This window comes from Xanthomonas sp. NCPPB 901 (assembly GCF_056725085.1).
In genome coordinates, this window is record NZ_CM161511.1 from 3873755 (window position 1) to 3898965 (window position 25211).

The following is a 25211-nucleotide window of genomic DNA, read 5'->3' on the forward strand; positions in this document are numbered from 1 at the left end:
GCGCGTGTGCGCCGGCGTGATCGGTGCTGGGTCAACCGCGCAAGGCGCGGCGGATTTCCTCCAGTGCGCCGGGATCGTCCAGCGTCGACAGATCGCCCGGATCGCGCTGCTCGGCCAGCGCCTGCAGCGAGCGCCGCAACAGCTTGCCCGAACGCGTCTTCGGCAATGCCTGCACCAGATACACCTGCGCCGGCCGCGCCACCGCGCCGAGCCGCTGCACCACGCACTGACGCAGTTCCTCGATCACCGCCGCCGCATCCGGCGCGGCCTGCTTCAGCGTCGCGAACACCACCGGCACCTGCCCCTTCAGCTCGTCGTGCATGCCGATCACCGCCACTTCGGCCACATCGGCGTGGCCGGCGATGGCTTCCTCGATCTCGCGCGTACCCAGGCGGTGCCCGGCGACGTTGATCACGTCGTCGGTGCGGCCGAGGATGAAGGTATAGCCGTCCTCGTCGCGGATCGCCCAGTCCAGCGAGCTGTACAGCAGCGTGTCGAAATGGCTGAAGTAGCTGCGCAGGAAGCGCGCGTCGTCGTTCCAGACCGTGGTCATGCAGCCCGGCGGCAGTGGCGGCTCGATCACCAGCACGCCCTTGCGTCCGGCCGGCACCTCGACCCCGTGCTCGTCGACGATGCGCGTGCGATAGCCGAGGTTGGGAAAGCCCGGCGACCCCGGCTTGACCGGCCGCAGCTCGACGCCCGGCAACAGGGTCAGCACCGGCCAGCCGGTCTCGGTCTGCCAGTAGTTGTCGATCACCGGCTTGCCGAGCGCGTCGGCGATCCACAGCGCGGTGGGCTCGTCCAGCGGCTCGCCGGCAAGGAACAGATAGCGCAACGCGCTGAGGTCGCGCTCGCGCAGGTAGCGCGCCGGATGCTTCTTCAGCACGCGGATCGCAGTGGGGGAAGAAAACATCGTGCGCACCCGGTACTTCTCGCACAGCGCCCACCACACGCCCGGATCCGGTTGCACCGGCAGGCCTTCGTACAGCAGCGAGGTCGCACCGACGATCAGCGGGCCGTACACGTTGTACGAATGCCCCACCGCCCAGCCCACGTCGGAGGTGGAGAACATGGCCTGCCCGGGGCCGCAGTCGAACACCGTGCGCATCGACAGCGCCAGCGCCACCGCATGCCCGCCGACGTCGCGCTGCACGCCCTTGGGCTTGCCGGTGGTGCCGGACGTGTACAGCAGGTAGCTGGGCTCGTTGGATTCCAGCCACACCACCGGCACCTGCGCGTCGCCGACCTCGGCGCGCAGCGCGGCATAGTCGACGTCGCGCCCGGGCACGCGCGGCTGCGCCGGATCCAGCCCGCGCGAGACGATCAGCACCTTCGGCGGCGGCGCGCTGGCTTCGGCGCACGCCGCATCGACCAGCGGCTTGTAGGGGATGCGCTTGCCGCCGCGGCTGCCTGCATCGGCGGCGATCAGCAGCTTGGGCCGCGCATCGTCGATGCGCAGCGCCAGGTTGTGCGCGGCGAAACCGCCGAACACCACCGAGTGCACCGCGCCGATGCGCGCGCAGGCCAGCATCGCGTACACCGCCTCGGCCATGTTCGGCATGTAGATGACCACGCGGTCGCCGCGCTGCACATCCAGCCGCTGCAGCACCGCGGCGAAGGCGTTGACCTCGCGGTGCAGCTGCGCATAGGTGACTTCCTGGGTCTGCCCGGTTTCGCTGGAGACCGCGACCAGCGCCAACTGCGCGGCGCGCTCGGGCAGGTGCCGGTCCACCGCGTTGTGGCAGAGGTTGGTCAGGCCGCCGACGAACCAGCGCCGGAACGGCGGCGTGTCGTATTCCAGGATCGCCTGCGGCGGGCGCTCCCAGTGGATCGCTTTGGCCTGCTCGGCCCAGAACTCTTCGGGCCGCTCGATCGAACGTCGGTACAGCGTCGCGTAGTCCATGCCGCCCCTCCCAAGGCCGGTGCACCGGCTCCGAGCATAGTCCTTCGGCGGGGAGGGCGTCGTTCAGACCTTGGTCGAAGGGGCTGGGCAGCTACCGCCTGACTTGTGCCATGCAACGAAGCGTGCAGCATGAAAGTGGCAATGACCTAATGGAAGGTTTCAGCCTTGAGCTTTTGCGACACCGGCTCCGCTCGACGCCGAGCTAGCTCTCGCTGAAGAGGAACCAGAACGTCCTCCGGAAATACAGGACTGGGCATATTGGAGCCATCTAGCCAAGCGTTAGCAAATGCCTCCTTGTCCTCGGCAAAGTAAGGCGCAAAAGCCCCGACCTTCTTGTTTGCAATCTCGGCCGAAAGCAATGCAATTGCCGCATTGCGCTGAAGCTCATGCACCTCTGACTCTAGACGAAGGACACGATGACCAAGAAGAGCACAAACAAGAGCTAGGACAACAACCAAGACTTTGGATGGCATGGAATTGCTCGACGCTCCCAACGGTTGATTTAATCCACCTACGAAGCCATTTCCCTTAGATGAATTGTTAGCTTGCGAGGCGCCATTCACCACGCCTTGAAACTTCAGCCGGTTGAACGATCTTGCGCTCTCGCAATCGAGTGCATGCCCACCGCATGTCGTACTGCCATGTAAAGAATAGCTCTCCAGATGCATGAAGTTCTTTCTCATGATGCGTCCAGATGTGCTGCGCAACTTGGACGATGCTGGCTGAGCCCGCATGTGCTTTCAGTGCTGCAACAACCCAATCTTGAAGATCTTCTCGCTTTGCCATCAGCTCTTTCCTTAGCTTGATCTGACCTAAGCACTGCTCTTGCGTCGTCGTTTTTGCCGCCACCGCAAGTGGTACCTGCTATCGCGCGTCCTACTTCCCCGGCACCGTAAACATCACCACCACATTCCCCGGCGCCTGCTCGAAGCGCGTCGCCACCGAATCCTTGCTGAGCTGCACGATCTGCTCCAGCGGCATGTGCGGCACGCCCTGGAAATTGACCGTGACCTGGACCAGCGAGCCGTTTGCCCAGTTGAAGCCGACGGCCGGCTTGCTGCCGACCGATTTCTCCAGGTCGGCAGCCACGTCCTGCGAATGCGCGTAGGCATTCTTCACCGTGTCGACTGCACCGCATGCGGTGAGCGCCAGCAGCACTGGCGCGCAAAGAAAACGCAATTTCATCGTGCGCTTCCAGGTCCTCGCGCTAGTGCTTCTGCGCCGCCGCGTCCGCCGCCGCACGCGGCGGCGCCTGCTTCACGTAGCGGTCGAACCACTCCAGCATCTCCGCCACCACGTCCTCGTTGGATTCGCGCGCGGTGTACCAATGCGGTTCGAACGGCAGCAGCACCAGCCGCGCGGTGCCGCCGAGGCCGCGGATCGCCTGGAACATGCGCGGGGCCTGGGTGGTCTCGGTACCGGGGTTGGCGTCGTCCATGCCGTGCACCAGCAGCAGCGGCTCGTTGATCTTGTCGGCGTGGAAGAACGCCGAGGCCTGCGCGTACACCTCCGGCGCGGCCCAGAACGAACGCCGCTCGTTCTGGAAGCCGAACGGGGTCAGGGTCTTGTTGTAGCTGCCGCTGGTGGCCACGCCGGCGCGGAACAGGTCGGTGTGCGCCAGCAGGTTGGCCGCCATCAACGCGCCGTGGCTGTGGCCGGTGACGCCGATGCGGTCGCGGTCGACCACGCCCAGCGCCACCGCCTTGTCCACCGCCGCCTGGGCGTTGTCCACCAGTTGCTGCAGGTAGGTGTCGTAGGCGGTCTTGGGATCGCCGACGATCGGGAACGCGGCATCGTCGATGATCGCGTAACCGGCCAGCAACAGCAGCTGGTAGGAATGCAGGCGGGTGAAGTCGCGGTCGTTGGCGCCGCTGACCTGGCCTGCCTTGGACGCATCGGCGTAGTCCAGCGGATAGGCGTAGAGGATCGCCGGCACCCGCGTGCCTTCCTTGTAGCCGGGCGGCGTGTACAGGGTGAAGGACAGTTCCACCCCGTCCTTGCGCTTGTAGGTCACCAGGCGCTTCTGGATCTGCCGCACCAGCGGGGTCGGGTCGGGGAAGCGGGTGACCGGCGCCAGGCTGGAGGCGACCACCGCCTCGCCCGCCGCCGCGTCCGGCTGCGGCTGGCCCAGCGTGCGCAGGTAGACGTTGGGCGGGTCGCTCGGCGACTGCCGCCAGGTCAGCAGCCGGGTAGTGTCGTCGCCGGCGAACCCGGCGAAGGCTTCGTCCACCGTGGCGTCGCTGCGGAACAGGCGCTGGGTCTTGCCGCTCGCCAGGTCGTAGCGGTCCAGGAACGGCCGGTCGCCGCTCGGGGTGGCGCCCTGCCCGCTCAGGAACAGCGCGCCGTCGTCCTCGCGCAGCACGTACTCGCCATTGGCCAGGCGACGCAGTTCGGGCGTGCCGGGATCGGCGTACAGGTCATCGGTGGACAGATCGAACAGCACCCGCCCGGCGCTGCCGGGGCGGTCCGCGTCGAGCAGCGTGGTGCGGCGCCAGTGGCGGTTCTCGTCGTACTCGTCCAGCAGCACCTGCCCGCCCTGGGCGAACCAGTTCAGGCCGGCGTAGCGCTGGGTCACCTTGGCCAGTTCGCGCGGCTTGCCGGTGAACGGCGCCGACAGGGTCAGCAGCTTGTCGCGCGCCGGCACATTCGTCTTCCAGTCGCCACCGTCCAGGGCCTCGGCCCAGACCAGGGTGGCCGGCTGGTTGGCGCGCCAGCTGTAGGCGCGCGGCCCGGTCGGCACGCCGTGCACCGGCACCCGGTCGGCCACCGGCAGGTTCGCCAGCACCCGCTCGCTGCCGTCGGCCAGGTCCAGCACCGCCACGTCGTGGGCGAAGCGGCCGTAGGTGGTGACATAGGAGTACGGGCGCTGCAGGCGCTCCACGCGCACGTGGCGGCCGTCCGGCGCGCCGTCGACCACCGAGTACACCGCCGGCTTGCCGACCGTGCGCAGTTTGCCGCTGGCGGCATCCACGGTGACCAGTTGCGAGGTGGCGTAGTAGGTGAACTGCGCCTCGTCCTCGGGGCTGGACAGGGTGTCGCGGGCCTCGTAGGTGCTGCTCTCGCCCTTGCCGCGGATCGCTTCCTTGACCTCCGGCCCCGGCGGCACCGCCGCCTTGACCGGTGCCGGGCCCAGGTCCTGCGGTACCGCGCGCACCAGCAGCGTGTCGCTGCCGCCCAGCCACTGGATCTCGCCCCCCAGCACCGGGTTGAGCTGCACGCCGTCGACGCGGCGCACCGCGCCGGTGGCGACGTCGCCCAGCCACAGCTCGACGCGGTCGGCCGCGGTGTTGTTGAAGGCGAAGCGGCGCCCGTCCGGCGACCACACCGGCTGCGCCGGGCAGGCGCCGGCCGGCAGGGTCACCGCGGTCTGCTTGCCGCTGGCCACGTCGACCAGGCTGAAGCCGTCCAGGCAGGCGCGGATGCCGTAGCCGTTGGACATGTCGTGGCGGGCGTGGGTACGCGGTTCCACGCGCACCCCGGCCAGCTTCAGGTACGGCTCGGCGACGCGCGCGATCGGCGGGTAGGCCTGGCGCTCCACCAGCAGCAGGGTGCGCCCGGTCGGGTCCAGCCGCGGCGAGGGATTGAGCGGGGCGCGCATCACCCCCAGCAGCGGCTCGGGCGGTTGCCGGTAACCGCCGGCGGCGGCGGCGATGGCGGCGACAGGCAACGCACTGGCAAGCGCCAGCACGCCGATCCAGCGGAACGGCATGAACATGGTCGAAATCCCCTTTCGAATGGCGCCGGCAACGTAGCACGGCCGCCAGCGGCGGCCGACTGCCGAAGGTCATTGTCCGGCCGGCCGGTGCCGCCGGCTCAGGCCGGGGCCAGCGCCCGCTCGGCGGCCAGCGCTGCCGCCACGCTGGGACGCTGCGCGATGCGTGCGGCGTACGCGGCCAACGCCGGATGCGCGTCCAGCGACAGGCCGAACCGCGGCAGCCAGCCGAGCACGGTGAACAGATAGGCATCGGCCACGCCGAAGCGCTCGCCGAGCAGGTACGGTCGCGCGCGCAGCGCGGTCTCGGCATGGGCATAGCGCTGCAGCAGCCGCGCGGCGACCGCGGTACGCCGCTCCGGCGCCAGCCCGGCATCGAACAGCGGCACGCTGCCGGCATGCAGTTCGCTGTTGATGAAGGCCAGCCACTCGTACAGGCGATAGCGCGGCAAGGCGTCTGCGTCCGCGGACGGCGCCAGCGCCGCCTGCGGGTCGCGGTCGGCCAGATACAGCAGGATCGCCGGCCCCTCGGTCAGCACTTGCCCGTCGTCCAGTTGCAGCGCGGCCACGTAGCCCTTGGGATTGATCGCGAGGAAATCCTCGCCCGCTTCGGTGCGCTTGTGGCGATTGTCCACGCGCACCAGCCGGAACGGCAGTTGCAGTTCGCGCAGCACGATGTGCGGCGCCAGGGAACAGGCGCCGGGGGCGGCATAGAGGTGCATCGGGATGGTCTCGCAGGAACACCGGACAGTCGGCGCCGGCAGTGTGCGCGGGGCGTGCGCCTGCGGAGAAACAAGAATGTCAGGGCGTGGCAGTAGCGCAGCTGATGGCCGCGTCCAGGAACCCGCGCAGCTGCAACGCCGCCGGCGCCGGTTGCGCGGCGGCGACCAGCGCGAAGCGGCGCTGCAGCCGCGGCTGCAACGGCATCACCTGCACGCCGTCGCGCTCGGCCGGCAGCACCGATGCCGGCAGCAGGCTGGCGCCCGCGCCGTCGCGCACCAGGGTCCAGGCGCTGGACCAGTCGCGCACCTGCAGGCGCAGGTCGGCGATCGTCAGCCCGGCGCGTTCGGCCAGGCGCTGCGCATGCAGCCAGCAGCCGCCGGTGGCCAGCACGAACGGCAGCGCCAGCAGTTCCGCCAGGGCAATGTCGCGCGCCTGCGGACGCGCCAGCGCCGGCGGCAGCACCGCCAGCCATTCGTCGCTGCCGAACACCGTGGCGTCACGCTCCGGCGCTGGATCCAGCACCACGCCCAGGTCGACCGTCCCGGCCGCCAGCCAGGCCTCGACCTCCTCGTCGCTGCCTTCCAGCCAGACCACGCCCGTGTCCGGATGCGCCCGCTCGAACGCGCGCAGGCGCGGCGCCAGCCACGGCCGCGACGAAGCGAAGCCGGCGACCCGCAGCGACGGCGCGGCGGGCGCACGCTGCGCCCTGGCCAGCGCCTGCAGCTGCCCCAGTTCGGCCAGCATCGCCCGCGCATGTTCCAGCGCACGCGCGCCGAACGGGGTCGGCCGGATCCGCCCGCGCTCGCGCAGCAGCAGCGCCGCGCCCAGCACGTGCTCCATCTGCGCGATGGCCTGGCTGGCGCCGGACTGTGTGATGCCGCAGCGCGCCGCGCCGGCGCTGATGCTGCCGCACTCGACGACGGCGACGTACAGCCGCCAGTGGATCAGATTCATCATGATTTCGGGCTTCCACAACGCGAAACGCCGGGCGGGGCCCGGCGTTCCGTGATCACGCGATCGCGCTGGCGATCAGCCCAGCAGGTGGGCCACGCCGCTGCGCTCTTCTTCCAGCTCGGCCAGGGTCTTGTCGACGTACTTCTGGCTGAAGTCGTCGATCGGCAGGTCCTTGACGATGGTGTAGGCGCCGTTCTCGGTGGTGACCGGGAAGCCGAAGATCACCCCTTCCGGGATGCCGTAGGAACCGTCGGACGGCACGCCCATGGTCACCCACTTGCCGTTGCTGCCCAACACCCAGTCGCGCACGTGGTCGATGGCGGCGTTGGCGGCCGAGGCGGCCGAGGACAGGCCGCGCGCTTCGATGATCGCCGCGCCGCGCTTGCCCACGGTCGGGATGAAGGTGCCGGCATTCCATTCCTGGTCGTTGATCGCCTCGGCGATGGAGGCGCCGTCGGCGGTGGCGAAGCGGTAGTCCGGGTACATGGTCGGGCTGTGGTTGCCCCACACCACCAGCTTCTCGATGCCGCCGACCGGCTTGCCGAGCTTGAGCGAGAGCTGGCTCAGCGCGCGGTTGTGGTCCAGGCGCAGCATCGCGGTGAAGTTCTTCGGGTTCAGGTCCGGCGCCGACTTCATGGCGATGTAGGCGTTGGTGTTGGCCGGGTTGCCGACCACCAGCACCTTGACGTCGCGCTTGGCCACCTTGTTCAGCGCCGCGCCCTGCGCGGTGAAGATCTTGGCGTTCTCCAGCAGCAGGTCCTTGCGCTCCATGCCCGGGCCGCGCGGACGCGCGCCGACCAGCAGGGCGATGTCGGCGTCCTTGAACGCCACCTCGGCGTCGTCGGTGCCGACCATGCCGGCCAGCAGCGGGAACGCGCAGTCTTCCAGCTCCATCATCACGCCCTTCAGCGCGGCCTGGGCCTTCTCCATCGGCAGTTCCAGCAACTGCAGGATCACCGGCTGGTCCTTGCCCAGCATCTCGCCGGAGGCGATACGGAACAGCAGGGCATAACCGATCTGGCCGGCGGCGCCGGTCACGGCAACACGAACGGGTGCTTTCATGGGGGATTCCTCTGCTAAGAAAGTGGGTGGGGTGGATCAGTAGACGCGATAGCCCAGCGGCTGCAGGTGCAGGTCCAGGGCGGCGGTGTCGTAGCCTTCGACCACGTGCTGGCCGATCACGGTGATCGGCACGCCTTCCAGGCCGAGCGCGGCGGCGGCCTGGCGGCCGGCCTCCTGCTCCACGTCCAGGACCGTGTAGCGGACCTGGGCGCGGGCGAAATCGGCCTGTTGCCGGCGGCAGTAGCCGCACCAGTCGGCGGCGAGCATGACGATGCCGGCGTCGCCGGTCAGCAGGCGCGGGTCGCCGGCGGCCAGTGCGGCCGACGGCGGCGTGGCCGCGCTGCGCCACCACGCGTGCACGCCGCCGCCGATGGCGAGCAGCAGCAGGCACAACACAAGGGGGCGCATCGTCATCGGCGGTCGGGTGCGGCAGTGAACCGGGAAATGGTAGCAGGTTGCGCCGCGCGGCCGGCCGCAGGACCGGCCGCGCGGACGGGGGCGGCTCAGGCGTCGAGCGTGCGGTTCCACTCGGCGACGCGGTCGGCCTTGGCCGCCAGCACCGCCTCGGCGTCGCCTTCGATGGTGATCTTGTTGATCACATCGCCCTGGGCGACGCTGTCGACCACGTCCAGGCCCTCGAGCACCTTGCCGAACACGGTGTGCTTGCCGTCCAGCCACGGGGTGGCGACGTGGGTGATGAAGAACTGGCTGCCGTTGGTGCTGGGGCCGGCATTGGCCATGGACAGCACGCCGCGGTCGTGGCGCACGCCGTTGTTGGTCTCGTCCTCGAAGCGGTAGCCCGGGCCGCCGCGGCCGGAGCCTTCCGGGCAGCCGCCCTGGATCATGAAGTCGGCGATCACGCGGTGGAAGTTCAGCCCGTCGTAGAAGCCGCGCTTGGCCAGGTTCACGAAGTTGGCCACGGTCAGCGGGGCCTTGTCGGGATACAGCTCGATCTTGATCGGGCCGCGGGCGGTGTCGAAATGGGCGATCAGGGACATGGGATTCCTTGGAAACGGGGGCGTCATGAAGGGCGCATAGGATACACGGCGCCTTGTTCAGGCTTCGCCCGCGCCTGCCGCCGGCACCTGAACGCCCCTGCCCGGCCTCCCGCCGCGGGCCGCCGGCAGGCGTCACGGGATCCGGGTATACTAGGTGGCTTCCTTTCCTTCTCCTGGCGCCGGCTGGCCCCCTTTCGCATGTCCATCGAAAATCTTCGCAATATCGCCATCGTCGCCCACGTCGACCACGGCAAGACCACCCTCGTCGACTGCCTGCTGAAGCAGTCCGGCACCCTGTCCGAGCGCACGGTGCTGGCCGAGCGCGTGATGGACAGCAACGACCAGGAAAAGGAACGCGGCATCACCATCCTGGCCAAGAACACCGCCATCACCTGGCAGGGCAACCGCATCAACATCGTCGACACCCCCGGACACGCCGACTTCGGCGGCGAGGTGGAGCGCGTGCTGTCGATGGTGGACACGGTGCTGATCCTGGTCGACGCGATGGACGGGCCGATGCCGCAGACCCGCTTCGTGACCCAGAAGGCGTTCGCGATGGGCTTCAAGCCGATCGTGGTGGTCAACAAGATCGACCGCCCCGGCGCGCGCCCGGACTGGGTGATCGACCAGGTGTTCGACCTGTTCGACAAGCTCGGCGCCACCAACGAGCAGCTCGACTTCCCGATCGTCTACACCTCGGCGCTGAACGGCTACGCCTCGCTGGACGATAGCGTGCGCGACGGCGACATGACCCCGCTGTACGAAGCGATCATGCAGCACGCGCCGAAGCCGGACGTGGATCCGGACGGCCCGTTCCAGATGCGCATCAGCCAGCTGGACTACAACAACTTCGTCGGCGTGATCGGCATCGGCCGCATCCAGCGCGGCGTGCTGAAGAAGAACATGCCGGTGGCGGTGATCGACCGCGAAGGCAAGAAGCGCCAGGGCAAGGTGCTGCAGGTGCTGGGCTTCCTGGGCCTGGAGCGGATCGAGCAGGACAGCGCGCAGGCCGGCGACATCGTCGCCATCTCCGGCATCCAGGAACTGACCATCTCCGACACCGTCTGCGCGCTGGAAGCCCCCGAGGCGCTGCCGCCGCTGACCGTCGACGAGCCGACCATCTCGATGACCTTCCAGGTCAACAACTCGCCGTTCGCCGGCAACAAGGACCTGTCCGGCGGCAAGTTCCTGACCAGCCGCCAGCTCAAGGACCGGCTGGAGCGCGAGACCGTGCACAACGTGGCGCTGAAGGTGCAGCAGCTGGAAGACGCCGACAAGTTCCTGGTCTCCGGCCGCGGCGAACTGCACCTGTCGGTGCTGATCGAGAACATGCGCCGCGAGGGCTTCGAACTGGCCGTGTCGCGCCCGGAAGTCATCATCAAGGAAATCGACGGGCAGCTGATGGAGCCGGTCGAGCAGCTGGTGGTGGACATCGAGGAGCAGCACCAGGGCGGCGTCATGGAGAAGCTGGGCATCCGCAAGGGCCAGCTGAAGAACATGGAGCCGGACGGCAAGGGCCGCGTGCGCCTGGACTACATGATCCCGGCGCGCGGCCTGATCGGCTTCCAGAACGAGTTCCGCACCCTGACCCAGGGGTCGGGCCTGCTGTTCCACGTGTTCGACCACTACGGCCCGAAGGAACAGGGCGCGATCGCCAAGCGCCAGAACGGCGTGATGATCGCCAATGCGCCGGGCGCCACCCCCGCCTACGCGCTGGGCCCGCTGGAAGAGCGCGGCCGCCTGTTTGCCGCCGAAGGCGACAACGTGTATGAAGGGCAGCTGGTCGGCATCCACTCCAAGGACAACGACCTGACCGTCAACGCGATCAAGACCAAGCCGCTGACCAACATGCGCGCCTCGGGCAAGGACGATGCGATCAAGCTGACCCCGGCGATCAAGTACACGCTGGAGCAGGCGCTGGACTTCATCGAGGACGACGAACTGGTCGAAGTCACCCCGAAGGAGATCCGCTTGCGCAAGAAGCACCTGACCGAAAACGAGCGCAAGCGCGCCGGTCGCGCGGGCTAAGCGACAGCACCCGCCCATGGCTGCCGAGAAGGCGTACAACCCGGATCCGCATGCGCATCCGGGCCTGCACCTGATCGCACTGCTGGAGGCCAGCAAGGGCCTGCTGGCGGTGCTGGCGGCCACGGGGCTGGAACTGATGGGGCCGGCCCCGCTGCGCGCGGGGGTGGACCGGCTGATCGTGCGCTTCAGCCTGGACCCGGACCACGGCGCCCTGCCCTCGCTGCTGACCATGATCAGCCCGGGGGCGGTGCACCTGGCCGCCGCCGGCATGCTCGCCTACGGCGTGCTGCACCTCATCGAGGCGTGGGGCCTGTGGCGCGCCAAGGCCTGGGCCTCGCTGCTGGGCTGCATCTCCGCGGCCATCTACCTGCCGTTCGACGTCTACGCGATCGTGCGCCACCCCGGCTGGGCGTCGTGGGCGGTGCTGGCGATCAACCTCGCCGTGGTCGGCATCCTGGCCCGCGACCTGGTCCGGCGCCGGCGGCATCCTCCGGCGGTCTGAGCCGCCCCCGGCGCCGCAGCGGCGCCGATTTCCTTCAAACGACACGCGCCTGCGCTTCAGCGTGGCGCGCTCCTGCGCCCGGCATCCGGCGCACCGTTGAGCGTGCGCAGCGCGCCCCGTCCAACGCGGCATGTCGCCTCTGCCGCAGCATCGCTCAGCGATCAATCACCGCGCCGCGCGTGCCTCGCCGGTTGCGGCATTCACCGCCGGCGCCCCATCCTCGGCACCCGGCGAGCGCATCGCCTCCGAATCGCTGGCGCGCACCGGCGGATGCGACAGCTGCGCCGGCTCCGGCGCCAGTTCCGCGCGCAGCAGCGGCAAGGCGTAGGGATGCTCGCGCACCAGGAAATCCAGCATGCGTTCGCGCACGATGCAGCGCAGGTCGAAGGCATCGCCGGAGTTGCGCGCGCTGACCAGCAGGCGCACCTGGATCGTGCGTTCGCTGGTGTCGGTCACCTGGGTCACGCACACCCGTCCGTCCCAGAGCGGCTCGCTCTTGCAGATCCGCTCGAGCTCGGCGCGCACCTGCGCGATCGGCGTGCGGTAGTCCAGCCACAGGAACGCGGTGCCGAGCAGGTCGGCGCTGTTGCGCGTCCAGTTCTGGAACGGGTTCTCGATGAACCAGGTCAGCGGCACCACCATCCGCCGCTCGTCCCAGATCCGCACCACCACGTAGGAACTGCCGATCTCCTCGATGCGGCCCCATTCGCCTTCGACGATGACCACGTCGTCGAGCCGGATCGGCTGGGTCAGCGCGATCTGCAGGCCGGCGATCAAATTGCCGAACACCGGCTTGGCGGCGATACCGGCGACCAGGCCGATGATGCCGGCCGAGGCCAGCAGGGTGGTGCCGATCTGCCGCACCGCCGGAAAGGTCAACAGCACGATCGAGGTGCCGACCAGGATGATCGTGCCCATCGCCACCCGCGCCAGCACCCGGGTCTGGGTCTGCACGCGGCGCGCGGTCAGGTTGTCCGCCACCTCGATCGGATGACTGCGCAGGATCGCCGTTTCCAGCGCCGCCACGCCGCGCACCAGCAACCAGGTCACGCAACCGATCATGCCGATGTGCAGCAGGTGCTGCAGGTCGCTCAGCGCCGCATCGTCCAGCGGCGTGGATTCGAGCGCGAAGCTGAGCATCAGCATCGGCAGCAGGAAGGCGACCGGCACGCTGACCACGCGCACGATGCGCGCGCGCCGGTAATCGCGGCCGCGCATGCGCTGGGCGATGCGCAGCAACAGCCACCAGGCCAGGAAACCGAGAATCAGCGCGGCGCCGATCGGCAGCGTGTAGGCACGCCACGGCAGCCAGTGGAGATCGAGGGCCAAGATGCGCTCCTGTGTCGGGGGGGAGGAGTCGCGACAGTGTGGCAGCGCGGGGATTAGCGCGATGTCGAGCGTACGCGCCAGGCGCCGCCTGGCGCACCGGCGCGCACGCTAGCGCTTGCGAACACCGGGCCGCATGCCGGCGGCAGCCGCGCGATGCCGGCGCGTGGGGACTGCAGCGGCGCCACGCGCATCTGTGCACGGCGACAGCGTCGACACGCGGGTACGCGCGCCGCCGACTAGACCAACCAACTACACCAACCGACTAGGCCAGCGGCGTGGCGACGTTGCGCCCGTTCTGCTTGCGCACGATCGCCATCGCGATCTCCAACGACTGCTCGTAGTTCAGGCGCGGGTCGACGCTGGAGCGGTAGGCGCGCTCCAGGTCGCGCTCGGTCAGCTCGCGCGCGCCGCCGGTGCACTCGGTGACGTCCTCGCCGGTCAGCTCCAGATGCACGCCGCCCAGGCGGGTCCCGGCCGCGGCATGGATGTCGAACGACTGCTCCACTTCGCCCAGCACGTTCTGGTAGCGCCGGGTCTTGTAGCCGTTGCTGGTGCTCTCGGTGTTGCCGTGCATCGCATCGCACACCCACAGCACGCGGCGGCCGTCTCGCTTCACCGCATCCAGCAGCGGCGGCAGCTTCTCGGCGATCTGCGCCGCGCCCATGCGGTGGATGAAGGTCAGCCGGCCCGGCTCGTCTTCCGGATTGAGCACGTCGATCAGGCGCAGCAACTGGTCCGGCTGCGCCGACGGCCCGACCTTGATCGCGATCGGATTGCGGATGCCGCGGAAGTACTCCACGTGCGCGCCATCCAGCGCCGCGGTGCGCATGCCGATCCACGGATAGTGCGTGCTGAGGTTGAACCAGCCCCACTGCCGCGGCACCTCGCGGGTCAGCGCTTCCTCGTAGGGCAGCAGCAAGGCCTCGTGCGAGGTGTAGAAATCGACGCGGTTGAGGTTGTACAGCTGCGCGCCGGACAGGGTCTCCATGAAGCGCACCGCATCGCCGATCGAGGCCACCATCTTCTGGTAGTCCTCGGCCAGCGGCGAGTAGCCGACCCAGCTCAGGTTCCAGTACTCGGGATGGTGCAGGTCGGCGAAGCCGCCGTCGATCAGCGCACGCACGAAGTTCATGGTCATCGCCGAACGCGAGTGCGCAGTGATCATGCGCCGCGGATCCGGCACCCGCGCCTGCGCGGTGAACTCCGGCCCGTTGACCACGTCGCCGCGGTAGCTGGGCAGGGTCACGCCGTCGCGGGTCTCGGTGTCGGCCGAGCGCGGCTTGGCGTACTGCCCGGCGTAACGGCCGACGCGCACCACCGGCAGGCGCAGGCCGTGCACCAGCACCAGGCTCATCTGCAGCAGGACCTTGAGCCGGTTGGAGATGGTGCCGGATTCGCAATCGTTGAAGTTTTCCGCGCAATCGCCGCCCTGCAGCAGGAACCGCTTGCCCTCCTGCGCCTCGGCCAACTGCTTCTTCAGCGCGAAGATCTCCCAGGAGGTCACCAGCGGCGGCAACTGCCGCAGTTCCGCCAGCGTGGCCTCCAGCGCCTGCGGGTCCGGATACACCGGCATCTGCAACGCCGGCCGCTCGCGCCAGCTCGCGGGCGACCAGGACGACGAGGCGGATGCGGACACGGCGGCGGCGGACAGATTCATGAAAGGACTCCTTGGCAGTGTGTGATGTTCGCAGAGCCGGAGCGCGCCGCATAGCGTCGTGCGCCGGTCACGCTGGCAGCGCCACGACATGAACGGCAAGCAACATCGCGATGCCGCCATGACTTCCGGCCTACGCCGGCGTTTTTGCGAAAGCACACTGTTATTAAGTAACAATTCCTCCCCTTCGGTCCGCCTTGCCATGACACGTCGCCCCCTCTCCTCCGCCATCGCCCTGATCCTCCTGGTCGCCCCCGGTCTCGCCCTCGCCGCGGACGACGCCGTCGACAGCACCGCCGCCGCCACCGAGCCGACCGTCGATTTCGACCCAGTCACCGTCACCGCCAAGCTGGAAGCCGCACGCAACGCGCTGTCGCCGGACATCGGCAGCAGCCAGTACGCGATCAGCGCCGAGGACATCGCGCGCCTGCCGCTGGGCGCCTCCACCCCGCTCAACCAGGTGCTGCTGCAGGCGCCGGGCGTGGTCCAGGACTCCTATGGCGGCATCCATGTGCGCGGCGACCACGCCAACCTGCAGTACCGCATCAACGGCGTGATGATCCCCGAATCCATCTCCGGCTTCGGCCAGACCCTGGACCCGCGCACGATCAAGAACATCCGCCTGCTCGACGGCGCGCTGCCGGCGCAGTTCGGCGACCGCACCGCGGCGGTGGTCGACATCACCACCAAGAACGGCGTGGAACTGGGCAACGGCGGCAGCGTCGGCATCACCGGCGGCTCCTACGGCACGCTCAACCCCAACGCCTCGTGGTGGGGCAGCGACGGCCGCTTCAGCTGGTTCGCCAGCGGCAACTACCTGCAGAACCGCATCGGCATGGAGAATCCGACCGACAGCGCCAACCCGATCCACGACAAGACCCACCAGGGCAAGGGCTTCGCCGACCTCAGCTACCTGCTGAACGAGAACACCCGGCTCAGCCTGCTGGTCGGCTACGCCAACAACCGCTTCCAGATCCCCAACAATCCGGGGCAGACGCCGGCGTTCACCTACCAGGGCACCAGCACCTTCGATTCCTCCCAGCTCGACGAGAACCAGCGCGAGAACACCCGCTTCGGCACCCTGGTGCTGCAGGGCGCGCTCGGCGACACCAGCTACCAGCTGTCGGCCGGCCAACGCTACAGCAGCGTCGCGTTCTCCCCGGACATCGCCGGCGACCTGATCTTCAACGGCATCGCCTCGCAGGTGCAGCGCGCCAACCGCGCCAGCACCCTGCAGGCCGACTTCTCCACGCCGTGGGGCAGCACGCACACCCTGCGCTATGGCGTGTACGGCAACTTCGAACACGCCAACGCCAGCAACAACGCCTACGTGTTCCCGGCCAACGACGACGGCAGCCAGAGCAGCGACGTGCCGCTGTTCATCCCCGACGCCAGCCGCTTCCACGCCAGCACCTACGCGGTCTACCTGCAGGACGAATGGCAGCCGAGCGACGCCTGGACCATCAACTACGGCGTGCGCGGCGACCGCTACAAGGCCTTCGGCACCACCGAGGGCCAACTCAGCCCGCGCCTGGGCGTGGTCTGGCACGCCAGCGACAGCACCACCCTGCACGCCGGCTATGCGCGCTACTTCACCCCGCCGGCCACCGAGCTGATCTCCACCAGCGACATCGCCCTGTACGACGGCACCACCAACCAGCAGTCGGCGGCGGGCGGCCCGACCAAGCCGCTGAGCGAGCGCAGCGACTACTACGACCTGGGCATCTCGCAGATGGTCGGCGACCACCTGACCCTGGGCCTGGACACCTACTACCGCAAGGCCGACCGCCTGCAGGACGAAGGCCAGTTCGGCGCCGCCTACGTCTATTCCACCTTCAACTACCGCTACGGCCGCATCCGCGGCGCCGAGTTCAGCGCCGACTACAGCAACGGCCCGATCAACGCCTACTTCAACGCGGCCTACAGCAAGGCCATGGGCAAGCGGGTGATGACCAGCCTATACAACTTCGACCCGGATGCGCTGGCCTACGCCTACGACCACTGGATCCACCTGGACCACGACCAGAAGCTGACCTCCTCCGGCGGCATCAACTACGCCCTGGCCGACGACAGCCGCATCGGCGCCGACTACCTGTTCGGCAGCGGCCTGCGCACCGACGCCGACGGCGTGCCCAACGGCGGCGAGCTGCCTGCGTACTTCCAGCTCAACCTCAGCGCCGGCCACGACTTCGCCCTGGCCAGCAGCCACCCGCTGCACGCGCAGCTGGCGGTGCTCAACGTGCTCGACCGCCACTACCAGTTGCGCGACGGCGGCGGCATCGGCGTGTTCGCGCCGCAATGGGCGCCGCGCCGCGGCGTCTACCTGAGCCTGCAGCAGGACTTCTGAGCAGGGCGGGGTGGTGGCCTGCGGCGCACCGGTCGTGCGCCGCAGGCGTCGTGGCAGCGGAGCGGCGGCGCGCCGCCCCGATCCGCCACGGCAGGTCGCTGCAGGACGCGACGGGTCCGGCCACTTGCCGCGCCCCGTCCGGCATTCCAGCGAAGCCCGCGTGCCGCGTCGTGGCCGCGGCCTAGCCCAGCGCAGGCAGGCCCGCGACGGCATGCCGATCGCAGCGGACCGCCACGACGCGTTGCCACGCCTCCGTCCATGCCAGGTCCCGCCCATGCGCAAACACCTATTCGCCGCCGCCCTCACGAGCGCCTTCCTCCTCCTCGCGGCCTCCCCGCTGGCGCATGCCGAAAGCGTCACGGACTTCCGAATGCCGGTCGCCGTGCAAGGCGTCGACTACGATCTCGCCGCACGCGTGTATCGCCCCACCGGCCCCGGCCCATTCCCGCTGATCGTCATCCACCACGGCACGCCTGCGGACAAGCGCAAGCTCGCCGACACCCGCCTCGGCTTCGCCCGTGCCGCCCGCTGGTTCGTCGCTCGCGGCTACATGGTGGTGCTGGCGCTGCGGCCCGGCTACGGCAGCTCCAGCGGACGCTACCTGGAAGGCGCCGGCAACTGCCATGACGTCGATTTCGTCGTCGCCGGGCGCAAGATCGCCGCGGCCGAAGCGGCGATCGTCGACGCCGCCGCGCGCCTTCCCGGCGTGGACCCGCAGCGCATCGTCGTGGTCGGCCAGTCCGCCGGCGGCCTCGGCGCGGTGGCGCTGGCCGATGCGCCGCCGCTGGGCGTGCTCGGCGTGATCAGTTTCGCCGGCGGGCGCGGCAGCAACGGCAAGGAGGTCATCTGCGCCGGCGAGGACCGCCTGGTCGACGCGGAAAAGACCCTGGGTGCGGCCAATACGCTGCCGCAGCTGTGGTTGTACGCGGAGAACGATCACTTCTTCCGGCCCGAGCTGGCGCACCGCATGTACGCGGCCTACCGCGCCGGCTCAAGGCCACCGGTGACCTTCGTCGACCTGCCGGCGTTTGGCGACGATGGCCACAAGACCTTTGCCCAGGCCACTCCCAAGGTGTGGGCCAGGCCGGTGGCGGCGTTCCTCGCCCAGGTCGTCCCGCGGGCGACACCCTTACCGTCGCCGGCGCCGGCCAGCGCGTCGCACTGACGCACAGCTCGCCATCGCGATCGCCGGGGGCGCCGGCCGGACCGGGTGGAGAACCTCGGTGTGTGGCGGCGAGCGCTTGCAGGCGCCGCCGCCTGCGGCAGCCTCAGCGGCAGCCGCCCAAAGGCGCCGTCAGGCCGCGCGCTCGGCGCGCCGCAGCGGCACGCTCAGATCAGCGTGCGCCGGCGGCTCTTGAAGCCGGCATAGAGCGCGAACACGGCCAGCAGCACGAAGCAGATCAGGCACCACATCGGCATCGACAGGCCGAGGAAGCGCCAGTCGATGTTGCCGCAGTCGCCGGTGCCGGTCAGCACCCGGCGCAACACCTCGAACGGCCCCATGGTCTCGCGCAGGAAGCTCAGCGGCGGGCCGCAGGAGGCCATCGGATCCGGGAACAGCTGCACCGACACGTGCTTGGTGGAGATGCCGGCGCCCACGGCCGCGGCCAGGAACGCCAGGACGCCGTAGAGCTTGCGCCCACCGGCGCTGCGCGGCCCGTGCAGGGCGCCGAGCAGGAACAGCACACCCAGCGCGGCGAAGGCGATGCGCTGGAAGATGCACAGCGGGCACGGCTCGATGCCCAGCTGCAGCTGCACGAAGATCGCATAGCCCAGCAAGCCGGCGCAGATCAGAAAGCCGAGCAGGAACTGCGCGCGGAAACCCCAGCGTAACGGATTCATCGGACTCGGACTCGCAGCGACGATCCGCGCATTATCCGCGATCGTGCGTTCCATCACCATGTGTCATGGCGCCATTGGCCGCCCTGCCCGCACCGCCGCCGTACTCTACCAATCCCCAATCCCGACTCCCCAATCCCGGCCGCAAAAACAAAAAAGCCCGGACAAGCCGGGCTTCTTGCTGCTGCAGGGGCGGACCGATTACTCGGCCACTTCCTCGGCCACGGCCGGGCGGTCGACCAGCTCGACGTAGGCCATCGGCGCGTTGTCGCCGGCGCGGAAGCCGCACTTGAGGATGCGCAGGTAGCCACCCGGGCGCGCCTGGTAGCGCGGGCCCAGCGTGGTGAACAGGGTGCCCACCGCTTCCTTGTCGCGCAGGCGCGCGAAGGCCAGGCGGCGGTTGGCGACGTTGTCGACCTTGGCCAGGGTGATCAGCGGCTCGGCGACGCGGCGCAGTTCCTTGGCCTTCGGCAGGGTGGTCTTGATCAGCTCGTGCTTGATCAGCGACGCCGCCATGTTCTTGAACATCGCTTCGCGGTGGGCGCTGGTGCGGCTGAACTTGCGGCCGGATTTCTGGTGACGCATGGGTTGGGATTCCTATGGAAGAGTGGGACTGTTGGACATCGCTGTCGCCGTCCTGGCGTTGAATGTGGACTGCGGATGGTCCGTGCCGGCCGTCCTTGACCGGGCGACGCCGCGGGCTTGGCGACCCGTCGACGTGATGGTGCGGATGAAGCGAACAACGCGCGGCCGGCACCTTGCGGCACCGGCCGGATACGCAAGACTCAGCCGAGCATGCCGTGCTGGGCGACGCCGGCCGGCGGCCAGTTCTCCAGCTTCATGCCGAGCGACAGGCCACGCTGGGCCAGCACTTCCTTGATCTCGGTGAGCGACTTCTTGCCCAGGTTCGGGGTCTTGAGCAGCTCCACTTCGGTCTTCTGGATCAGATCGCCGATGTAGTAGATGCTCTCGGCCTTCAGGCAGTTGGCCGAACGCACGGTCAGTTCCAGGTCATCGATCGGGCGCAGCAGCACCGGATCCACGCCGTTGCTGGCCGGCTTGGCCGCGCCACGGTCGCGATGGGTGAAGTCGCCGAACACCGACAGCTGGTCGCTGAGGATATCGGCGGCGGTGCGCACGGCTTCCTCGGCATCGATCGTGCCGTTGGTTTCGATGTCCAGGACCAGCTTGTCCAGGTCGGTACGCTGTTCGACACGGGCCGACTCGACCGCGTAGGCGACGCGGCGCACCGGCGAGAACGAGGCGTCCAGGACCAGGCGACCGATGGTACGGGTCTCTTCGTCCGGACGGCGACGCGCGGCGGCCGGCTGGTAGCCGAAGCCACGCTCGATCTTCAGACGCATGTTGATCGCCGTGTCCTTGGTCAGGTGGCAGATCACGTGGTCGTTGTTGAGGATCTCGACGTTGTGGTCGGTCTTAATGTCGGCGGCAGTGACCGTGCCCGGACCCTGCTTGGACAGCGACAGCGTGGCGCTGTCACCGGTATGCATGCGGATGGCCACGTCCTTGAGGTTCAGCAGGACTTCCAGCACGTCCTCCTGCAGCCCTTCGACCGTGGTGTACTCGTGCAGCACGCCGTCGATCTCGACTTCGGTGATCGCGAAGCCGGGAATCGAGGACAGCAGCACGCGACGCAGGGCATTGCCCAGCGTATGCCCATACCCGCGCTCCAAGGGCTCGATCACGACCTTGGCGCGGTTGTCGGTAAGGCGTTCGATCTGCGGCCCACGCGGGCGCAGAACCTGGTTGGCGGTAACCGTCATGTTGCGGGTTCTCCTGACGAGCCTCCGTGACCGGAGGCTCTCCAATGTGATTACTTCGAATACAACTCGACGATCAGCGCTTCGTTGATGTCGGCAGGCAGGTCCGCACGATCCGGCACGGCCTTGAAGATGCCGCTGAACTTCTTCGAATCGACCTCGACCCAGGACGGGTTCAGGTCGTGCGTTTCGGCAACGCTCAGCGCTTCCTGCACGCGAAGCTGCTTCTGCGCCTTTTCCGACAGGGCGATCGCGTCGCCGGCCTTGACCTGGTACGAGGCCAGGTTCACCGACTTGCCGTTGACCAGCACGCCACGGTGCGACACCAGCTGGCGCGCGGCCGGACGGGTGACGGCGAAGCCCATGCGGTAGACGACGTTGTCCAGGCGGGTTTCCAGCAGCTGCAGCAGGTTCTCGCCGGTGTTGCCCTTCTTGGTCGAGGCCTTCTTGTAGTAGTTGCGGAACTGACGCTCCAGCAGGCCGTAGATACGCTTGACCTTCTGCTTTTCGCGCAGCTGGGTGGCGTAGTCGGACAGCTTGCCCTTGCGGGCGGTCGCGCCGTGCTGGCCGGGCTTCTGCTCCAGCTTGCACTTGGAGTCCAGCGCACGCGCCGGGCTCTTGAGGGAAAGATCGGCGCCTTCGCGGCGCGCGAGCTTACAGGTAGGACCGATATAACGAGCCATTTCTTATCGCTCCTTTAGACGCGACGCTTCTTCGGCGGACGGCACCCGTTGTGCGGGATCGGCGTCACGTCGATGATGTTGGTGATCTTGTATCCGACGTTGTTCAACGAACGGACGGCGGACTCGCGACCCGGACCCGGGCCCTTGATGCGCACTTCCAGCGACTTCACGCCGTAGTCGAGCGCAGCGCGCCCGGCCTTCTCGGCGGCCACCTGCGCCGCGAACGGCGTGGACTTGCGCGAACCGCGGAAACCGGCGCCACCGGAGGTCGCCCAGGACAACGCATTGCCCTGACGGTCGGTGATGGTCACGATGGTGTTGTTGAACGAAGCGTGGACGTGGGCGACGCCGTCGGTGACGACGCGCTTGATCTTCTTCTTGGTCTTTGCTGCTGCGGGCTTAGCCATGTCGGTCCCTTACTTCTTGATCGCCTTGCGCGGACCCTTGCGGGTGCGGGCGTTGGTACGGGTGCGCTGACCGCGCAGGGGCAGGCCACGACGGTGGCGCAGGCCGCGGTAGCAGCCCAGGTCCATCAGTCGCTTGATGGCGATGCCGATTTCGCGACGCAGGTCGCCTTCGACGATGTACTTGCCGACTTCGAGACGCAGGCGCTCGATTTCCGGCTCGGACAGGTCGCGGATCTTGGTGGTCGAGGTCACGCCTGCGGCTTCGCAGACCTTCTTCGAACGGGTACGGCCGATGCCGTAGATGCTTTGCAACCCGACCCAGACGTGCTTCTGGGCTGGCAGGTTGACGCCTGCAATACGCGCCATGACGCGGTTCTCCAACTGAGTGATGGCCCGACGGCGCACCACGGCGCCATCCGGCAGGATGGATCAAAAAGTGAACTTGTAAGTCTAGCAAGGTCTCGGGTTACATGGAAGCCCGCGGAACCTCACGGTTCCGCAAGCCCGGCATGGGGAGTGTGCCCATGCTCCGGCGCCGGACGTCGTTGACAGGGAGAAACCTCCACCCTGCCGCCCGCGCTACTCCAGCGCAGGACCACCACGTCTCACCCGCGCACGAGACCGCTGCACGGGCCGCCCTTCAAGTCGGAAGACTGCGCCCGGGAGCCGGGGCGTCTTCGCGGAAGGATTCAAACAGTATAGCAATCAACCGCGGGCAAAACCGCCGCCGCGCGAGCCGCCCTTGAGGTTGGCCTTCTTCAACAGGCTTTCGTACTGGTGCGACATCAGGTGCGCCTGGATCTGCGCGATGAAGTCCATCACCACCACGACCGCGATCAGCAGCGAGGTGCCGCCGAAATGGAAGGTGGTGCCGAGCTGGACGCGCATCACTTCCGGCAGCAGGCAGACGATCACCAGGTACACCGAGCCGGCCGCGGTCAGGCGGGTCAGCACGCCGTCGACATAGTCGGCGGTGGCCTTGCCCGGGCGGATGCCGGGGATCAGCGCGCCGGACTTCTTCAGGTTGTCCGCGGTTTCCTGCGAGTTGAACACCAGCGCGGTGTAGAAGAACGCGAAACCGATGATCAGCGCGGCGAACACGATCATGTGCACCGGCTCGCCCGGGCCCAGCGCATTGGCGATGCGCTGCAGCACGCTGCCGAAGGTGCTGTTGGAGGCGGCCTGGCCCGACCACATCGACAGCGTCGCCGGGAAGGCGAGGATGCTCGAGGCGAAGATCGGCGGGATCACGCCGGCCATGTTGAGCTTCAGCGGCAGGAACGAGGTCTGGTTCATGTACGCGTTGCGGCCGCCCTGGCGGCGCGCGTAGTTCACCGTGATCCGGCGCTGCCCGCGCTCGACGAACACCACGAACAGGGTGAAGGCGAGGATGGTCAGCACGATCAGCAGCAGCGAGATGAAGCTCATGTTGCCGTCGCGGTAGGACTCCACGGTCTGGATCGCCGCCGCCGGCAGGCCGGCGACGATGCCGGCGAAGATGATCAGCGAGACGCCGTTGCCGATGCCGCGCTCGGTCACCTGCTCGCCGACCCACATCAGGAAGATGGTGCCGGCGGTCAGCGCGATCACCGCGGTGAGCACGAAGCCCATGCCGGGGGCGTACACCACCGGCGCACCGCCCGGTGCGGTCTGGTTCTGCAGCGCCAGGGCGATGCTGCCGCCCTGCACCACCGCCAGCAGCACCGCGCCGATGCGCGAATACTGGGTGATCTTGCGCCGGCCCGATTCGCCTTCCTTCTGCATCGCCTTCAGCGACGGAAAGATGTGCGTGGCCAGCTGGATCACGATCGATGCCGAAATGTACGGCATCACGTTCAGCGCGAAGATGCTGAAACGGTGCAGGGCGCCGCCCGAGAACATGTTGAACATGTCCACGATGCCGCCGCCCTGCGCCTGCATCAGCGCAAGCATGGCTTCGGGATTGACGCCCGGCACCGGCACGTAGCAGCCGATGCGGTAGACGATCAATGCGCCGAGAACGAACAACAGGCGCTGGCGAAGTTCCGTGAACTTGCCGAGCCCGCCGCCGAGGTTACCCATGCCAGCCTGCGCCATCTGCGTGTTACTCCTGCACGCTGCCGCCGGCAGCTTCGATTGCCGCCTTGGCACCGGCGGTCGCGGCGACGCCCTTCAGCACGAACGCCTTGGTCAGTTCGCCCTTCAGCACCACCTTGGCCTTCTTCGCGGTGCTCGGGACCAGCTTCGCGGCGCGCAGCGCAGCGAAATCGATCTCGCCGGCCGGCAGGTTGTCGAGCTGGTAGGACAGCACTTCGGCAGTGTCCTTGGCCATCTTCGAACGGAAGCCGATCTTCGGCAGACGGCGCTGCATGGGGGTCTGGCCGCCTTCGAAGCCGGCCTTGATCTTGCCGCCGCCCTTGCGCGCGAAAGAACCCTTGTGGCCGCGGCCGGCGGTCTTGCCCAGGCCGGAACCGATGCCGCGACCGACGCGGGTGCGCTCGGTGCGCGCGCCCGGCGCGGGCTTCAGATCATTCAGATGCAAAGTCATGGTCGATTACTCCTCAACCTGGACGAGGTACTGAACCTTGTTGATCAGGCCGCGCACTTGCGGGCTGTCCTTCAGTTCGCGCACATCGTTGAGCTTGTTCAGGCCCAGGGCACGCACCGACAGGCGGTGACGCGACTGGGTACCACGCAGGCCGCGCACCAGGCGCACCTTCACCGTCTTGGTGGATTCATTAGCCATGGGTCAGATCCTCCACCTTCTTGCCGCGCTTGGCCGCGATGCGGGCCGGCGACTGCATGTCTTCCAGGCCGCGCAGGGTGGCGCGCACCAGGTTGATCGGGTTGCGCGAACCGACGGCCTTGGCCAGCACGTTCTTCACGCCGACCGCTTCCAGCACGGCGCGCATCGCGCCGCCGGCGATCACGCCGGTACCTTCCGAGGCCGGCATCATGAACACGCGCGCCGCGCCGTGGCCGGACTTCACCGGGTGCCACAGGGTGCCGTTGTTCAGGTCGATGTTGAGCATGCCCTTGCGCGCGTACTCCATCGACTTCTGGATCGCGACCGGCACTTCGCGCGCCTTGCCGTAGCCAAAACCGATCTTGCCGTTGCCGTCGCCGACCACGGTCAGCGCGGTGAAGGTGAACTGGCGACCGCCCTTGACCGTCTTGCTGACGCGGTTGACCGCGACCAGCTTCTCGATCATGCCGTCGTCGACTTTCTCTTCGCGGTTGCGGTCGCGATCACGACCCCGCGGTGCACGCTGTTCTTCAGCCATTGTGATGTCCTTGATAGAGGAAAAGA

Annotated in this window: 25 protein-coding genes; 4 read left to right on the forward strand and 21 right to left on the reverse strand. The window is 68.3% G+C overall.

Annotated elements, in window-relative coordinates; translation table 11 throughout:
- Positions 1-31: 31 nt before the first annotated feature.
- From prpE to AC1PME_RS16350, 9 genes are all read right to left on the reverse strand, one after another.
- Complete coding sequence (gene prpE, locus AC1PME_RS16310) at positions 32-1903, reverse strand: propionate--CoA ligase (protein WP_481096440.1); 1872 nt, start codon at positions 1901-1903, stop codon at positions 32-34.
- Between the two features lie 146 nt (positions 1904-2049).
- Positions 2050-2586, reverse strand: coding sequence for a hypothetical protein (locus AC1PME_RS16315; protein ID WP_481096441.1), 537 nt, complete (start codon positions 2584-2586; stop codon positions 2050-2052).
- A 193-nt stretch (positions 2587-2779) separates the two neighbouring features.
- A complete protein-coding gene (locus AC1PME_RS16320; protein ID WP_481096442.1) occupies positions 2780-3088 on the reverse strand; it encodes a hypothetical protein in 309 nt (102 codons plus the stop codon).
- 22 nt (positions 3089-3110) lie between these two features.
- Positions 3111-5618 carry a S9 family peptidase gene (locus AC1PME_RS16325; protein ID WP_481096443.1) on the reverse strand — a complete coding sequence of 836 codons (2508 nt, stop codon included), beginning with the start codon at positions 5616-5618 and terminating at the stop codon, positions 3111-3113.
- A 98-nt stretch (positions 5619-5716) separates the two neighbouring features.
- Complete coding sequence (gene gstA, locus AC1PME_RS16330) at positions 5717-6337, reverse strand: glutathione transferase GstA (RefSeq protein WP_481096444.1); 621 nt, start codon at positions 6335-6337, stop codon at positions 5717-5719.
- 79 nt (positions 6338-6416) lie between these two features.
- Entirely contained in the window at positions 6417-7295 is an 879-nt protein-coding gene (locus tag AC1PME_RS16335; RefSeq protein ID WP_481096445.1) for a LysR family transcriptional regulator, read from the reverse strand.
- Positions 7296-7367: 72 nt separating this feature from the next.
- Positions 7368-8354 (reverse strand): malate dehydrogenase, encoded by a 987-nt coding sequence (locus AC1PME_RS16340; RefSeq protein WP_026143870.1) that lies wholly within the window; start codon positions 8352-8354, stop codon positions 7368-7370.
- Between the two features lie 36 nt (positions 8355-8390).
- Positions 8391-8768, reverse strand: a complete 378-nt coding sequence (locus AC1PME_RS16345) for a glutaredoxin family protein (RefSeq protein WP_254458950.1) — start codon at positions 8766-8768, stop codon at positions 8391-8393.
- A gap of 89 nt (positions 8769-8857) precedes the next feature.
- Complete coding sequence (locus AC1PME_RS16350; protein ID WP_184502556.1) at positions 8858-9352, reverse strand: peptidylprolyl isomerase; 495 nt, start codon at positions 9350-9352, stop codon at positions 8858-8860.
- A 198-nt stretch (positions 9353-9550) separates the two neighbouring features.
- Here AC1PME_RS16350 and typA point away from each other — a divergent pair, with 198 nt between their 5' ends.
- Both typA and AC1PME_RS16360 read left to right on the forward strand, forming a co-directional pair.
- On the forward strand, positions 9551-11380 hold the full coding sequence (gene typA / locus AC1PME_RS16355) for a translational GTPase TypA (RefSeq protein WP_010340464.1): 1830 nt from the start codon (positions 9551-9553) through the stop codon (positions 11378-11380).
- A 16-nt stretch (positions 11381-11396) separates the two neighbouring features.
- The gene (locus AC1PME_RS16360) at positions 11397-11882 is read left to right on the forward strand and encodes a DUF2127 domain-containing protein (RefSeq protein WP_481096446.1); all 486 of its coding nucleotides are present in this window, start codon (positions 11397-11399) and stop codon (positions 11880-11882) included.
- A 165-nt stretch (positions 11883-12047) separates the two neighbouring features.
- Here AC1PME_RS16360 and AC1PME_RS16365 read toward each other — a convergent pair whose 3' ends face one another.
- Together AC1PME_RS16365 and AC1PME_RS16370 are read right to left on the reverse strand one after the other, a co-directional pair.
- Positions 12048-13211 carry a mechanosensitive ion channel family protein gene (locus AC1PME_RS16365; protein WP_254458952.1) on the reverse strand — a complete coding sequence of 388 codons (1164 nt, stop codon included), beginning with the start codon at positions 13209-13211 and terminating at the stop codon, positions 12048-12050.
- Between the two features lie 262 nt (positions 13212-13473).
- Positions 13474-14868, reverse strand: coding sequence for a class II 3-deoxy-7-phosphoheptulonate synthase (locus AC1PME_RS16370; protein WP_481096447.1), 1395 nt, complete (start codon positions 14866-14868; stop codon positions 13474-13476).
- 199 nt (positions 14869-15067) lie between these two features.
- On the opposite strand from AC1PME_RS16370, the gene AC1PME_RS16375 reads away from it, so the two are divergent.
- The gene (locus AC1PME_RS16375) at positions 15068-17212 is read left to right on the forward strand and encodes a TonB-dependent receptor (RefSeq protein ID WP_481096448.1); all 2145 of its coding nucleotides are present in this window, start codon (positions 15068-15070) and stop codon (positions 17210-17212) included.
- 370 nt (positions 17213-17582) lie between these two features.
- Positions 17583-18377 carry an alpha/beta hydrolase family protein gene (locus AC1PME_RS16380; protein WP_481096449.1) on the forward strand — a complete coding sequence of 265 codons (795 nt, stop codon included), beginning with the start codon at positions 17583-17585 and terminating at the stop codon, positions 18375-18377.
- Between the two features lie 164 nt (positions 18378-18541).
- Here AC1PME_RS16380 and AC1PME_RS16385 read toward each other — a convergent pair whose 3' ends face one another.
- From AC1PME_RS16385 to rpsE, 10 genes are all read right to left on the reverse strand, one after another.
- Positions 18542-19054, reverse strand: a complete 513-nt coding sequence (locus AC1PME_RS16385) for a disulfide bond formation protein B (protein WP_254458956.1) — start codon at positions 19052-19054, stop codon at positions 18542-18544.
- A gap of 198 nt (positions 19055-19252) precedes the next feature.
- Positions 19253-19636 (reverse strand): 50S ribosomal protein L17, encoded by a 384-nt coding sequence (gene rplQ, locus AC1PME_RS16390; RefSeq protein ID WP_010340456.1) that lies wholly within the window; start codon positions 19634-19636, stop codon positions 19253-19255.
- Between the two features lie 200 nt (positions 19637-19836).
- Entirely contained in the window at positions 19837-20835 is a 999-nt protein-coding gene (locus AC1PME_RS16395; RefSeq protein WP_010340455.1) for a DNA-directed RNA polymerase subunit alpha, read from the reverse strand.
- A 50-nt stretch (positions 20836-20885) separates the two neighbouring features.
- The gene (gene rpsD / locus AC1PME_RS16400) at positions 20886-21515 is read right to left on the reverse strand and encodes a 30S ribosomal protein S4 (protein WP_184502563.1); all 630 of its coding nucleotides are present in this window, start codon (positions 21513-21515) and stop codon (positions 20886-20888) included.
- A 14-nt stretch (positions 21516-21529) separates the two neighbouring features.
- Positions 21530-21922 carry a 30S ribosomal protein S11 gene (gene rpsK / locus AC1PME_RS16405; RefSeq protein WP_003470632.1) on the reverse strand — a complete coding sequence of 131 codons (393 nt, stop codon included), beginning with the start codon at positions 21920-21922 and terminating at the stop codon, positions 21530-21532.
- A 9-nt stretch (positions 21923-21931) separates the two neighbouring features.
- Positions 21932-22288: a 30S ribosomal protein S13 gene (gene rpsM / locus AC1PME_RS16410; RefSeq protein WP_010340453.1), complete on the reverse strand. Its 357-nt coding sequence runs from the start codon at positions 22286-22288 to the stop codon at positions 21932-21934.
- Positions 22289-22627: 339 nt separating this feature from the next.
- A complete protein-coding gene (gene secY / locus AC1PME_RS16415; protein ID WP_254458957.1) occupies positions 22628-23998 on the reverse strand; it encodes a preprotein translocase subunit SecY in 1371 nt (456 codons plus the stop codon).
- A 7-nt stretch (positions 23999-24005) separates the two neighbouring features.
- Positions 24006-24449, reverse strand: coding sequence for a 50S ribosomal protein L15 (gene rplO / locus AC1PME_RS16420; RefSeq protein WP_019796105.1), 444 nt, complete (start codon positions 24447-24449; stop codon positions 24006-24008).
- A 6-nt stretch (positions 24450-24455) separates the two neighbouring features.
- Positions 24456-24647 (reverse strand): 50S ribosomal protein L30, encoded by a 192-nt coding sequence (gene rpmD, locus AC1PME_RS16425; protein ID WP_010340450.1) that lies wholly within the window; start codon positions 24645-24647, stop codon positions 24456-24458.
- Complete coding sequence (gene rpsE, locus AC1PME_RS16430) at positions 24640-25185, reverse strand: 30S ribosomal protein S5 (protein WP_010340449.1); 546 nt, start codon at positions 25183-25185, stop codon at positions 24640-24642. Before rpsE ends, rpmD begins: the two co-directional genes overlap by 8 nt.
- Positions 25186-25211 lie beyond the last annotated feature (26 nt).